This is a genomic window from Variovorax sp. P1_H2, from assembly GCF_056405295.1.
Genome location: NZ_JBFUCJ010000006.1, coordinates 51227 through 64082, shown reverse-complemented (window position 1 = coordinate 64082; position 12856 = coordinate 51227). Strand labels below are relative to the sequence as shown.

The following is a 12856-nucleotide window of genomic DNA, read 5'->3' as shown; positions in this document are numbered from 1 at the left end:
ATGAAACACGCTCTTTCGCGCATCGTCGTCACCTTCCTCCTTCTTCTTGGTTTGGGGCATGCCATGGCTGAGCCCGCATTGAAGGTGCTGGGGAAGGACTACACCTTCCCTCACGAGGTCGAAGGCTTGCCTGCGAAGCTCTCAGACTTCCAGGGCCTGCAGATCAACAGTTTCCAGACCAACGATGGCGTCAAGCTCGCGTACTGGGAGGCGGGTCAGGGCAAGCCGCTGATCTTCATCCCCGGATGGACTGCCAACGGCGCGGAATACGTCAATGTGATGTACCTGCTGAGCAAGCGGTACCACGTCTATGTGCTTGATCCTCGCAACCAAGGGCTCTCGCAGAAAGTGGACTATGGCAATCGCATCTCACGGTTCAGCGCGGACCTCAGAGATTTCATGGACCATCTCGGGTTGAAGTCGGCCGACTTTTGCGGCTGGTCCATGGGCGCTTCGGTCCTTTGGGGCTACATCGACCTCTACGGCACGCGCAGCATCCGCAAAGCGGTGTTCATCGACGAGCCACTCTCGATTTACAGCCATGCTGACTGGTCTGAACAGGAGCGCCAGGATGCTGGCGGGATCACCAGTTCGCCCGAGCGCATGATTGCCGCATTCACCGGACAGGCACCGACCAACTCGCTCTACGTGGGGTCGAAGGCGTTCGAACGCTATCAGTTGACCGACTCACCCGCCTTCGTCAACTCGGAGAGTTTTGCGCGTGAMTTCGTCAGGAACGACATGAGGTTCATGAGCCTAGTGCTCTTCGACCACGCCACCAATGATTGGCGTGACGTAGTCCGTCACAAGGTCAACGTCCCCACGGCCATCTTCACGGGCGAGTACAGCGATTCGTTGTCTGCGCAGAAGTGGCTGAACTCGGTCATCCCTGGGTCGGAATTGCACGTCTATTCCGGCGCGGAGCAGGGTGATCATTTCCTCGCGTTCAAGAATCCGTTCAAGTTCACAAGCGACCTGGCAACTTTCCTCGAGCGATAGGATCCCGGCTCACGTTCATACGGTCTCGCGACGCGTCACCTTGATGACCGGAGCCGGCCTCACGGCGTCAGCACTCAGAGCGGTTGGGAAAGACCTGAACCGCTGCACACCTGCCATACGAGATCGAACGCGACAGCCTGGACCGGACGACGCTGGACGCGGCCTTGTGTGCCGTTCAGGCTGCGACAGTGACGCCGTGGCGATCGAGAACGGCCAACAGCTTCGGCATATCGGGCGGGCCCACCGGGATCTCATGGTCGACGGCGGTGAACATTTGGGCGGCCAAGGCGTTCTGCCCGGTGATCTCAAGCATCCGGCCACCACCCTTGCCGTACTGAAAGCCGTGCACCGTTCCGCGCGGTACATGCACGAGCGTTCCAGGATGACAGGCGTGGGCGCGACCGTCGCAGAGAAAGTTGATTTCGCCGTCGAGGACGTAGAAGGATTCGTTCCAGTCGTGGCTGTGCGGAGGCGGACCGGTTCCCTCGTTCCCCTGTTGAAAAGTGATCCCATAGCTCTGTGTTGGCGCATTCGACGCAAGCACCGTGACTTGCGTGCCAACCACATTCAGGGGAGCTTCGCGCTGATCGGGCGTCAAGACAAAGTACGGAATCGTCATGATCTATGCCTCCAGACGGGGAGCATGAGTCTGCGCGCCGCGCCGAGCAGGCACAAGCCATGGCGCGCAGCCTATGGCGAATTGGTCCACTTGCCCTAGGATGGCGTCACGATGTGAATATCGCTGCCACCCGTATTGGGGCAAGAGAGCAAGCGCAGACCTCGTCGTGATCGGCACTTCAACCTCTCGGTGTGAAGCCGAGCGGGTATGCAACGATTTGGCTCTGCAACTTGAAAGCACCACACTGCGCGGCCTCGGCGGCGACGTGCTGCCGCGCTTGGGCGACATGGGCCCCGGCAAGAAGCACAACTCCCTTGTTGCGCATCGAGGCTGTGTACCAGCGCTCCATAGTCGCGCTGCACGGCGTGAGCCTCGACGTGCGCGCCGGTGAGATCCACGCGCTGCTCGACGCCAATGGTGCAGGCAAATCGACCACGCAACGTAAGCATGCAGCCGACGCTGACGATCCGGCCGGGCATTCCGATACGGGTGATGGTCAACAAGGACTTGGTTCTGCGGCCATATCAGCCGTTGTCTTTTGAGCCTCTCTTGAATTTCGAGTGGGTAATATTTCGGCTGGCTGAACTCTTTGAGGGGTTGCGCAATGACTGCCAAGCTGTTCGAAGCGGCGCTCGGGATTGCTGCGCCGTGGTCGGTGAAGTCGGTTGAGTTCGATGAGGGTGCCAGGGTGCTGACCGTGTTGGTCGACTTCGAGCCTGGAACACACTTCGCGATCGCCGGGCATGAGGGCACGCACCCCGTGCACGACACGGTGGCGAAGACCTATCGGCACCTGAACTTCTTCCAGCACGAGTGCCATCTGCACGTGCGCACGCCGCGCGTGAAGATGCCCAATGGCTCGGTTCGCCTGGTCGAGCCCGACTTTGCCGGGCGCCTGTCGGGCTTCACGCTGCTGTTCGAGGCGCTCGTGCTGATGCTTGCGCAGCAGATGCCCTTTGCGGCCGTCGCGCGCATCGTGGGCGAGTCCGCCTATCGGGTCATGGAGGTTTGCAATCGCTACGTGGAGATGGCGTTGGGGCTGGCCGACTTCAGCGAAGTCACCGCACTGGCCATCGACGAGACCTCGCGTGCCCGAGGACACGACTATGTGACCTTCGCCGCCGACGCGGTCGCTCGCCGCGTGCTCTTCGTCACCGAGGGCCGCGACGCCCAGACCATTGCGGCACTGGCCTGCGATCTGGAGGCTCATGGCTGTGCCCCAGAGCAGATCAGTTCGGTGAGCATCGACATGTCGCCGGCCTTCATCAAGGGCGTGAGCGAGGAGTTGCCCAACGCTCGAATCACGTTCGACAAGTTCCACGTCATCTGGCACGCCAACGCCGCGGTGGACAGGACACGGCGCATCGAACAGCGTACCGACAAGACCCTCAAAGGCATGCGCTGGACGCTGCTCAAGGACAGCTACAGCCTCAAGCCCGAGGCCGCCGCCGATCTCTACGCATTGATCACACAGCCGACCCTTAAACGCACGGCCCGAGCGTGGCTCTACAAGGAGCATTTGCGAGAGATCCTCGAGCGCAAGCAGGTCAACGTGACGCGCCACATGCTGCAGTACTGGAGCACCTGCGTCATGCGCTCGAAGGTCCAACCGATGAAGGAAGTTGCCGAGCTCGTGCGCCGCCACATGGACGGCATCGTGGCCTGGACGCAGACGCGCCAGACCAACGGATTCCTCGAGGCCATCAACGGCCTGTTCCAGGCTGCCAAGCGGCGCGCGCGCGCCTTCGTTCGCCTGTCCACCATCAAGACGGTCATCTTCCTGATCGCCGGGAAGCTCGACTTTCAAGCGATCAACCCGCATGCTCCGCAACCCACTTGATATTCAACAGAGCCTCTTTTGAGAGGGTTGTCGCCATGAAATCGAACGGCGGCACTCTTCGGCTTGGTCGCCTTCCTCGCACTGAGTTCGCCAACTTCAGCGTCGGCATCACGTTCTGTCCCGGCAAGTGGGAATTAGCGTCCACGGCGCCCCTTGGCAGCGCGACCTCGACATGGAGTTGCCAGAATGCTTGCTCAGGTACCACGCTTAGAGCAAGGGCTGCGTGCCCAGTGCGGTCCTCAGGCCGCCTGCTGCCTCCTTGAGCAAGGATTGATCCGAGCCGATGATGAAGGCATGCGCACCCTCCCTGTGCATGTCGGCCATTTCCAAATGCGAGCCGATGGCCACGACTATTGGCAACTTCACCGCACGGGCTGCCGCGACGATACGCCGCACAGCGGCAAGCACGGCCGGATGGGCCGGACCCTCGACGCCGAGCGATAGCGCGAGGTCCAGGCGCCCGATCAGCAGCGCCGAAACTCCGCGGACGGCAGCGATGGCCTCAACCTCGCGTACGGCCGCCGCACTTTCAATCTGGCAGACGATGGCGCATTGGTCGCCTCGCGCCACCGCATCGCGTTGTCCCATCGTCCCGTAATTGGCAAACCTCGGGGAAAGCGAAAGGCCACGCCGGCCACCTACAAAGCGGGCTGCTCGAACCGCGTCAATGGCGTCGGCGGCGCAGTCGACGTGGGGCACGACAATCCCGGCCGCGCCCAGGTCAAGAGCGCACTGCACCGCCGCATCCGTGCGCTCGGCAATCCGCACGAGCATCGGAAGGCCTGCGGCGCGTGCGGCCAGCAGCATGACGTCCATGCTCGTGCGATCGAACGCCGCGTGCTCGGCGTCCAGCACGACGAAGTCGAGCCGGCACAGCCCCAGTATCTCCACGGTCTGGTGACTTGGCGTTTTGACAAATGTTCCGATCGAGACACGTCCCGGATCAATGGGAAACAGGCTCATTGCATGCGGATGTTTCGCTTCTCGATGATGCTCTTGTACGCTCGCGCGTTGTCGTGCAGCAGGTTGTCCAACTCCTGCGGTGTGCTGCCCCAGGGGATATTCCCGCGATCGAACTGGTCCTTGCGGAAGTCGGCCGACTTGACCACGGTCTGTACCGTCACGCTGAGCTTTTGCAGGACGGGGGCAGCCGTTCCCGCGCGCACCCAGAGGCCGTTCCAGGAGTACATGTCGAAGCCAGGCAGCAATGCCTCGCCCAAGGTGGGCGTATYGGGAAACGCAACGTTGCGCTCCTTGGTCGAGATCGCGTAGAGCTTGATCTTGCCGGCCTTCACGGGTTGAAGGCCGGTGCCCACGTCGATGAACATCAGATCGATCTGGCCACTCATGAGGGCAAGCGATGCCGGGGCGGATCCGCTGTAGGGCACATGAACCGCATTGGCTCCGGTGCGGTCCAACAGCGTTTCCATGGCCAGGTGCGAGGTGCTGCCGATGCCCCAAGACCCGTATGAGAGCTTGCCGTTGCTGGCCTTGATCTGGGCGATGAGCTCGGCCGCGTCCTTGGCGGGGAAGTCCGCGCGCGTGACCAAGGCCAGGGGCGACTTGCTGATGACTGAGATTCCGACGAAGTCGTCGAGCTTGTAGGGCACCTTCTCGACCAGGTACAGGTTGGTGGCCAGCGAGTCGTTCCCGGAGAAAACGGTGTATCCATCCTTGGGGGACGACAGGAAGGCTTGGGCACCGACGATGGTGGCCGCCCCGGGCTTGTTCTCCACGACGAAGGGCTGGCCCAGCATTTTCTCGGCCTCGCGCGCCACCAGCCGCGCGGTGGTGTCGCCACCGCCGCCAGCGGCAAACGGGACGACCCATTTGATCGGCCGGTCGGGATACGTTTGCGCTTCCGCGGACGTTCCAAACGCGAGGGCGAGCGCCGCAAAGGCGACCCAAGCCCGAGGCTTGGCCCAAAGCGCCCGAGGTCCGGCATGCATTTTCATTGTCGTCTCCAATCCAGTGCTGAGTTTGGGATCTCCTGAAATAGTGGATCCACTTTTCGCAATGTACGAGACACCCAGAAATATGTCAATGAGGTGGATCCACTTACGCGCGAAGCACTTCTAGCCGGCTCTCAGGGTGGTGATTGGCTCAGCGCGAGCTGCAGCGCCGCCCTCACTATCGTCGGCTCACGCTCGGGAAGGGTGTCGGCTAGCAGGTTGAAGGCGACTTTCGAAAGATGTCGTACCACATGGCCAACGGCGGCGCGAACATCGCCGGCGGCGCACGCCTCGATGATCGCGTCGTGTTCCATGTCGGTGGAGGGCATACGGTAGGGCTTGTCGCGGACCCACATCCGCCGGTACAGCCCGGCCCGGGCGTGCAACTGTTCCAGTTCCCGCCGCAGCGCGGCCGGCACGTGCCGGGCGTGAGCGAAATGAAACTCGCGGTCTAGCGTCTGCCAGCGATCCGCCTCGCCCGCGGCCGCGGCTTGTTTCATCGCTGCGTTGAGGGCGCGCAGTTCACCGATTTCCTGGGAAGTGAATTTGGGCACGCTGAGCGTCGTGGCAAGGGCCGACAGCAGCAGGCGACTGGCGTAGACCAGCTCGAGTTCATCGGCGTCGAAGCCGGCCACGCGGGGGCGGCGGTTGCTGTGGGCATGCACCAGCCCTTCCTCCTGCAGCATGCGCAACGCCTCGCGCATGGGCGTGCGGCTCACGCCGTATCGCTGCGACAGCTGAACGCTCGAGAGCTCGTCGCCGGGCTGCAGTTCGGCATTGAGGATTGCGCTGCGAAGTTGATCTCGAACGGCCAATACCGTGGCGCGCGACGCCTTCGCTGGAGCGGGGCTACTTGTCATGTTGGTCCTTTTGGGGCAAGTGTATCCACCTTGACGTGGACATCAGAATTGATTTAAAGTGGATCCACTATGCATTTATTTAACAGAACCTGCGATGGCCCCGTACGCCAGTGATCCGCTTTGTCGCAACCTGAAACTGGAGGGCCATGCGCCTGCTGGCAGCGGCGTCCAGGTCATGGTCCACAAGAGCCATGCCTATGTCGGCCATGCCGACGGAGTGACGATTCTCGATGTGGCGGATCCGCGCCAGCCGGTCGCCAGGGCCCGGCTTGAAGCGCCCCCGGGCACATGGAACATCCATTTGCAGACCCATGGCGACCTGTTGCTGGTGGTCGACGAGGTCAACTTCCACAAAAAGCGCCAGCTCATCGCCGATGCCCGCCAGTACTACGGCCGATCAATTGGCTTGAGCAGCAAGCTCTTCGGTGTCCGTGGCCAGGACTATTCGGCCGGGCTGAAGGTCTTCGACATTTCCAATCCTTCGATGCCGCGGCAGATTGGCTACATGCCGGTCGAGGGCCTGGGCGTGCACCGGGTCTGGTTCGATGGCGGCCGCTACGCCTACGCGTCGGCCCTGATCGACGGCTACGTCGATCACATCTTCATCGTGATCGACATGGCCGATCCCGCCGCGCCCAAGGAGGCCGGCCGCTGGTGGATACCGGGCATGTGGCACGACGGCGGCGAAAAACCGACATGGTCCGCGCGCTATGCCTTGCACCATCCCATCGTTTCGCAAGGCATCGCCTATTGCGCGTGGCGTGACGGCGGCATGACGCTGCTCGACGTCAACGATCCGGCAAATCCACAGCTGATGTCGCACCACAACTGGTCGCCCCCCTTCGGCGGCAACACGCACGTCTGCCTGCCCCTGGCGGATCGCGGCCTGGTCGTCGCCCTGGATGAAGCTGTGCTGGATGACGGCGCCGACGTAGACAAGCATGGCTGGGTCATCGATGTGCGCGACAAAACCAATCCCGTGAACATCGCCACGCTTCCGACGCCGTCCGAACAGAACTACCGCGGCGTGGGCGGCCACTTCGGCCCGCACAACGTCCATGAAAACCGATCGGGCAGCTGGCAAAGCTCCAGCATCATCTTCGCCACTTACCAGAACGCCGGTGTGCGGGTGGTGAACCTGGACAACCCGTTCCGTCCGGCCGAAATCGGCTACTTCGTGCCGCCGCGCCCGGCCGCGTCCACTGCTGGCGCGCAGCTGTTTCACTCCTATGGCTCCTCCGACGTATTCGTCGATGCCCAGGGATTGATGTATGTGTGCGACTTTTCCACTGGCCTTTACATCCTCGATACGTCCGCTTGCCTGAACCCATGACCACGACAACCGAATCCAATGTTTTTCTGGCCGGCGCCGGGCCGCTCCATGACGTCCGTCCCGATCTCCAGGGCACGGTGATGGAAGGCACCGCCGTGACGCTGGTGCGCTGGACCATCGACCCGCTGCGCCAGCCGACGGGCTTGCACGCCCACGTCCACCACGAGCAATTTACCGTCGTGGTTTCCGGGCGCATCGAGACAACGGTCGACGGCACGCCCGTGTTGCTTGGTCCGGGCGATGTTTGCCGTATCGCGCCCGGCGCGCCACATGGGTCCACGCGGGCCATCGGGCCCGAGGTCGCGATCCTGGTCGATGTGTTCTCGCCACCGCGCGAGGACTACGTGGCTGCGGCACGGAAGGCCATCTGATGCAGCACCCGGAGCACGAATTCCTGTCGGGCGCCCGAGTCCTGGTGTTCGAGCAGGTGGACCCGACGCTCGAGTCGGTCGAGTGGTTGCGCGAGCGCGGTGTGACCGTCGATACCGAGCGCGCCATGTGGCAGCCGGGCTTCAAGCGTTACAGTGCGGACGAAATTATCGAGGCGGCCCAGGGCTACGACGGCGTCATGGGCGCAAGCGGTGCGCATTTCTCGCGTGCGGTGCTTGAAGCGTTGCCGCACTTGCGCTGCATTTCCAAATTCGGGATCGGCGTGGACAGCATCGACGTTGACGCCGCGACCGAACTCGGAATACTGGTCGCCCACACCGGCGGTGATTCGCAAATCAACCCTGTCTGCGAGCACGCGATCGCGATGATGCTGGCCCTGCGCAAGCGCTTGAACGTGTGGACACCCGCCTACATGCGCCAGGGCGGTTGGCGCGCCGACACCTTCGCCACCTACCTGGAGGGCACGACGCTGGGCATCGTCGGCTTGGGACGCATCGGCCGCGGTGTCGCCCAGAGACTGGCCGGCTGGAACATGAAGCTGTTGGCCTACGATCCATTCGTCACCCAAGCACCGCCGGGAGTCGAACTTGTCACCTTGGAGCACCTGCTGGGCAGTGCCGATGTCGTGAGCCTGCATGCGCCGCCCACGGCCCAGAACCACCACATGATCGATGCGGCCGCCCTGGCACGAATGAAGCCCAGCGCCTTGCTGATCAATACCGGTCGCGCCGCACTTGTCGACTACGCGGCACTGCGCGAAGCCCTGGGACGCCGCGCCATCGGCGGCGCCGCCCTTGACGTGTTCGACGTCGAGCCGCCCAACCCCGATGACATCCTGTTCACTCTGGACAATGTGCTGGCGACTCCTCATGTCGCGGCCTGGACGTTCGAGGGCGTGCAGAACATGGGCTGGCAGGGCGCGCGCAACATGTGGACGATGCTCAGCGGGCAGGGCGAGGCCAATCTTGTCAATCCGCAGGCTCTGGTTCACCCGCGTGCCGGCGCGACATTCGCTACGGCGGTAAGGGTTGCGCCATGAATCGGGACCTCACTCAGCCGGAGGCCACGAGGAATTTCAGCCTGGTCGGCCATTCGGACCAGGGCGGGCGGGCCGACGGCGTGCAAGTCATGGTATCTGGCGGGTATGCGTACGTGGCGCATTTGTTCAGCGGCGGAGTCTCCGTCATCGACGTGCGGGACCCAAGGCGGCCCGTTCCGGTCAAGTTCCTTCCTGTGCATCCGCGCTCCTGGTCGATCCACCTGCAGACCCACGGTGACCTGATGCTGGTGATCGAGGAGTTCAATTTCTATTCGGTATACGTGAAGGAGCAGGACTATTACGGCCGCTCGATCGAAGGTGTGGACAGCAGCAAATTCGGCAAGCGTGGCATCGACTACTCCGCCGGCATGCGCGTCTACGACATCTCGGATCGCGCCAATCCCCGGCCCATCGGTTTCATGCCGGTGCAAGGACTCGGGCTTCATCGCATCTGGTGGGTGGGCGGGCGTTATGCCTACGCTTCGGCCATCCTGGACGGTTTTACCGACCACATCTTTATCGTCATCGACCTGCAAGACCCCGTGCGGCCGCGCGAGATCGGCCGCTGGTGGATGCCGGGCATGTGGGCGGCGGGTGGCGAGAAGCATGCATTTGCCGGACGCGTAGCGCTGCACCACGCAGTCATCAGTGGCGACATGGCTTACGGCTGCTGGCGCGACGGCGGCCTGACGCTGCTGGACATCAGCGACAAGGCTCACCCAAAACTGATCGCCCACCGCAACTGGAGCCCACCGTTCGCGGGCGGCACGCACAGCGCGCTGCCGCTGCCCGGGCGCAATCTGCTGATTGTCGCGGACGAAGCCGTAGCCAACAGCGACCAAGAACCGCTCAAACACACTTGGGTCCTCGACATCCGCGCTCCGAAGCAGCCGGCCACAATCGCGACGTTTCCGATCCCCTCCGAGCAGGACTACGTGAAGAAGGGTGGCCACTTCGGCCCTCACAACCTGCACGAAAACCGGCCCGAGAGCTTCCAGAGCGAAAACTTCGTCTTCGCGACTTACCAGAACGCTGGGGTTCGCGCCTTCGACATCTCGGATCCATTCCGGCCGCAGGAGGCGGGGTACTTCGTTCCGCCACCACCGGCCTACTGGATGGACCCGCGACCCGGCATTCACAAAGTCATCCACTCGGCCGACCTCTTTGTCGATCCGCAGGGGCTGGTCTATGTGACCGATTACAACGCAGGCCTTTACATGGCACAGTGGAATGGCTGACGCGAACGCGACGGGCTACGCGGCCTCAGGTGCTCCAAGAGTTCTGTTCCACGTAGGCGAACAGGAAGTCCGAGAGCGCCTGTGCGGCGGGCGACAGCGGCCGGTCCCGCTTGGCGCGAGCGCGTGGAACTTGCGCGTCAGCAGCAGACGAATGCGCTCCCCATTCGCAATGGGCCGACAGGAACGCAATCGCGTGCGATCGGCCCTCGAAGCTCCTGATCCGTAGCGATGCGCTGTGGTCGACAGCCGCGTGAGGTATTGGCCCGAGATGCCCCAGTCCGCCGAGATGCTCACGCATTCATGACTGAAATCGTCGGCCAAAGTATTCTTGGAGTGCCTGCGGGAGGTCTGAATAACCCAGTGCCTCGTGGCGGCTGTTTGACTGAGTAAGTCAAGCTGAAGAGCCCGTACCTTTCCGCTGCGCATCCGCGGCGCGCGCGTGAAACCCAGTGCGTTGGAGCACATCGATGCTTAGAAGTGGCTCGCAGTGTCCGGCGCGGAGCCCGTATCCGTCAGGATTTTTCGGAGCATCGGATTTGCTCACGGGGAAGGCTCGCGAACGCGTTTGCGAGCGAAAGACGCGCCCCCGACTCCGGAAAGATGATTGCAAGACGCGAAACGGACTCTTCCTTGAATGGCACGGCTAGAGGGGTGATGTGCCTGCTCATTCCGAGAATCGCCGAAGAATCCTGCAGTGGCCGCGCCGTAGCTTTTTCAGTCCCTCAATCTCCCAGATTTTTTGCACCGCACGCAGATCCTGCAGGTGGCCTCTGACTGAAACGGCTTCGAGATCGCAATGAAAGGTCGTGATTCCAAGCACCATTTTCCCTCGCAAGCCGCGGCGGTGCTGCGCGACACGCGGCTCGCCATGCACGCGGCGCTGCAGAACGCCTCGGCCGATCCGTTGCTGAAGGAAGCACGCGTGGACCTCTTCGAGTCCTTGTTTGCGCGGCTGCTGAAGCCGTCGCCGCAGGTCGTCGCCGGCACATTGACGCCCCGACAGCTTCTGCGCGTGCGCGATTTCATGGAAGCGCGTCTATGCGACAAGATTCTTCTTGAAGACTTGGCCCTGCTACTGGGCCTAGATCGGTTCCGGTTCCTGAAGCTCTTTCTGCGCACGGCCGGCATGCCCACGCATGGCTGCTGCGGCTGCGGCTGGAGCGGGCGGTCGAGCTGATCAAGACCCACCGTGATGGCTCGGTCAACATGGACCCGCGCTCGGACGCGCTGGACACCGAGTTCGGCATGCGCAACGATTGCCCCGCGCTGGCCGAGGAGGCGAGCGCCTTCTTCGGCGAGCTGATGCAGCACGCTGCGTTCCAGGTCCGTCTCCAGCCAGGCAGCGACAGTGCGCTGGAATGGAGGCGCATCGACAGCGATCCGCCCGTCGTGATGACGGGTGAAGAGCCTGGTGCGGACTTGGCGACCCGCGTCAAGCTCTACTTGCAGTCGCTGGTGATCCCCGAGTCGATGCTGTAAACGGCCCTTTCGGGCCAGGCCTGGCCTATCGGTCGAACGCGGCTTGCAGCTCTGCCTTGCCAGTGACGCCGCGGTGCAGCTGGAGCATGAGCAGCAGGCGCGCCTTCTGGGGGCTCAGGTCGCCGGCCATCACGGCCCCGGCTTCGTAGCTGGTCTTGGCACCGCCCACGAAGCCATAGACCGGCATCGTGCGACCGTTGGGCACGCGCGTGGCGACGACCACCGGAACACCCTTCGACAGGGCGTACTTGAGCGCCTCGAACATCGAGACGTTCATGTTGCCCATGCCGACCGCCTGCACCACGATGCCCTTGGCACCCTGGTCGACGGCGTAGCGCATCAGCGATCCGTCGGCGCCGCCGAACATGGCCACGATCTCCACGCGCGGCATCTCGGCGGTGCCGATGTCGATGTGCTGGCGGCGCAGCGGCGTGCGGGTGAAGACGACCTTGTCGTCCCAGACTTCGCCCAGGAAACCGAAGTCGCCCGACTTGAAGGTCTCGACGTTGGCCGTGTGCGTCTTGGTGACGTTGCGCGCCGCGTTGATCTGGTTGTTCATCGCCAGCATGACCCCCTTGCCGCGCGCTTCGGGCGCGGTGGCGATGCGGATGGCATTGAGCAGGTTGCGCGGGCCGTCGAAGTCCGGCGACGAGGCATTGCGCTGCGCGCCGATCAGGATCACCGGCTTGTCGGACTTGACGGTCAGGTCCAGCCAGTAGGCCGTTTCTTCCATGGTGTCGGTGCCGTGCGCGATCACGACGCCGGCCACCTCGGGGCGCGCGAGCGCGTCGTCGACGGCCTTGGTCAGGCGCGTCCACCATTTCGCCTCGATGTAGTTGGACGACATGGCCGAGAAGTTGTTGACCTCGATGGTCGCGTACTTGCCGGCATCCGGCACCGTCTGCATGAGGTCGTCACCCGAGATCGCAGGCACGACGCCCTTGGTGACGGGGTCGATCTTCATGGCGATGGTCCCGCCCGTGGCGATGAACTGCACGACGGGCCGCGTCTGCGCCTGCGCCGATGTAGCCACCGCCGCCAGGCCGATCGTCACGAGTGCCAGTGTCCTCTTCAGTGTCTTCATGAATGTCCTTGTCGATGTGTTGT

The 12856-nt window shown here is 63.1% G+C and carries 13 protein-coding genes and 1 pseudogene; 9 read left to right on the top strand and 5 right to left on the bottom strand.

Annotation, left to right across the window (positions count from 1 at the left end):
* Positions 1-999, top strand: a complete 999-nt coding sequence (locus tag AC1D2E_RS04070; protein ID WP_478196219.1) for an alpha/beta fold hydrolase — start codon at positions 1-3, stop codon at positions 997-999.
* A gap of 175 nt (positions 1000-1174) precedes the next feature.
* Here AC1D2E_RS04070 and AC1D2E_RS04065 read toward each other — a convergent pair whose 3' ends face one another.
* Entirely contained in the window at positions 1175-1618 is a 444-nt protein-coding gene (locus AC1D2E_RS04065; protein ID WP_478196218.1) for a cupin domain-containing protein, read from the bottom strand.
* Positions 1619-1932: 314 nt separating this feature from the next.
* On the opposite strand from AC1D2E_RS04065, the pseudogene AC1D2E_RS04060 reads away from it, so the two are divergent.
* Positions 1933-2055 (top strand): annotated as a pseudogene (locus tag AC1D2E_RS04060) (ATP-binding cassette domain-containing protein); the annotation flags it as partial.
* Between the two features lie 167 nt (positions 2056-2222).
* Positions 2223-3458, top strand: a complete 1236-nt coding sequence (locus AC1D2E_RS04055; protein WP_478196217.1) for an ISL3 family transposase — start codon at positions 2223-2225, stop codon at positions 3456-3458.
* 207 nt (positions 3459-3665) lie between these two features.
* Here the strand turns inward: AC1D2E_RS04055 and AC1D2E_RS04050 are convergent, their stop codons facing one another.
* From AC1D2E_RS04050 to AC1D2E_RS04040, 3 genes are all read right to left on the bottom strand, one after another.
* Positions 3666-4421 (bottom strand): HpcH/HpaI aldolase family protein, encoded by a 756-nt coding sequence (locus tag AC1D2E_RS04050; protein ID WP_478196216.1) that lies wholly within the window; start codon positions 4419-4421, stop codon positions 3666-3668.
* Positions 4418-5413, bottom strand: coding sequence for a Bug family tripartite tricarboxylate transporter substrate binding protein (locus AC1D2E_RS04045; protein WP_478196215.1), 996 nt, complete (start codon positions 5411-5413; stop codon positions 4418-4420). The genes AC1D2E_RS04050 and AC1D2E_RS04045 overlap by 4 nt, the downstream gene beginning before the upstream one ends.
* Positions 5414-5544: 131 nt before the next feature.
* Positions 5545-6270 (bottom strand): GntR family transcriptional regulator, encoded by a 726-nt coding sequence (locus tag AC1D2E_RS04040; protein WP_478196214.1) that lies wholly within the window; start codon positions 6268-6270, stop codon positions 5545-5547.
* A 94-nt stretch (positions 6271-6364) separates the two neighbouring features.
* Between AC1D2E_RS04040 and AC1D2E_RS04035 the strand changes: the two genes are divergently transcribed.
* The 6 genes from AC1D2E_RS04035 (at position 6365) to AC1D2E_RS04010 (ending at position 11749) form a co-directional block, all read left to right on the top strand.
* Positions 6365-7603: an LVIVD repeat-containing protein gene (locus tag AC1D2E_RS04035; RefSeq protein WP_478196213.1), complete on the top strand. Its 1239-nt coding sequence runs from the start codon at positions 6365-6367 to the stop codon at positions 7601-7603.
* The gene (locus tag AC1D2E_RS04030) at positions 7600-7974 is read left to right on the top strand and encodes a cupin domain-containing protein (protein WP_478196212.1); all 375 of its coding nucleotides are present in this window, start codon (positions 7600-7602) and stop codon (positions 7972-7974) included. Before AC1D2E_RS04035 ends, AC1D2E_RS04030 begins: the two co-directional genes overlap by 4 nt.
* Positions 7974-9032: a hydroxyacid dehydrogenase gene (locus AC1D2E_RS04025; protein WP_478196211.1), complete on the top strand. Its 1059-nt coding sequence runs from the start codon at positions 7974-7976 to the stop codon at positions 9030-9032. Before AC1D2E_RS04030 ends, AC1D2E_RS04025 begins: the two co-directional genes overlap by 1 nt.
* Complete coding sequence (locus tag AC1D2E_RS04020) at positions 9029-10270, top strand: LVIVD repeat-containing protein (RefSeq protein ID WP_478196210.1); 1242 nt, start codon at positions 9029-9031, stop codon at positions 10268-10270. The genes AC1D2E_RS04025 and AC1D2E_RS04020 overlap by 4 nt, the downstream gene beginning before the upstream one ends.
* A gap of 796 nt (positions 10271-11066) precedes the next feature.
* The gene (locus tag AC1D2E_RS04015) at positions 11067-11447 is read left to right on the top strand and encodes a hypothetical protein (RefSeq protein WP_478196209.1); all 381 of its coding nucleotides are present in this window, start codon (positions 11067-11069) and stop codon (positions 11445-11447) included.
* Between the two features lie 29 nt (positions 11448-11476).
* On the top strand, positions 11477-11749 hold the full coding sequence (locus tag AC1D2E_RS04010; RefSeq protein ID WP_478196208.1) for a phospholipase D-like domain-containing protein: 273 nt from the start codon (positions 11477-11479) through the stop codon (positions 11747-11749).
* Between the two features lie 25 nt (positions 11750-11774).
* On the opposite strand, the gene AC1D2E_RS04005 is transcribed toward AC1D2E_RS04010, so the two are convergent.
* Positions 11775-12833, bottom strand: coding sequence for an asparaginase (locus AC1D2E_RS04005; RefSeq protein ID WP_478196207.1), 1059 nt, complete (start codon positions 12831-12833; stop codon positions 11775-11777).
* Positions 12834-12856 lie beyond the last annotated feature (23 nt).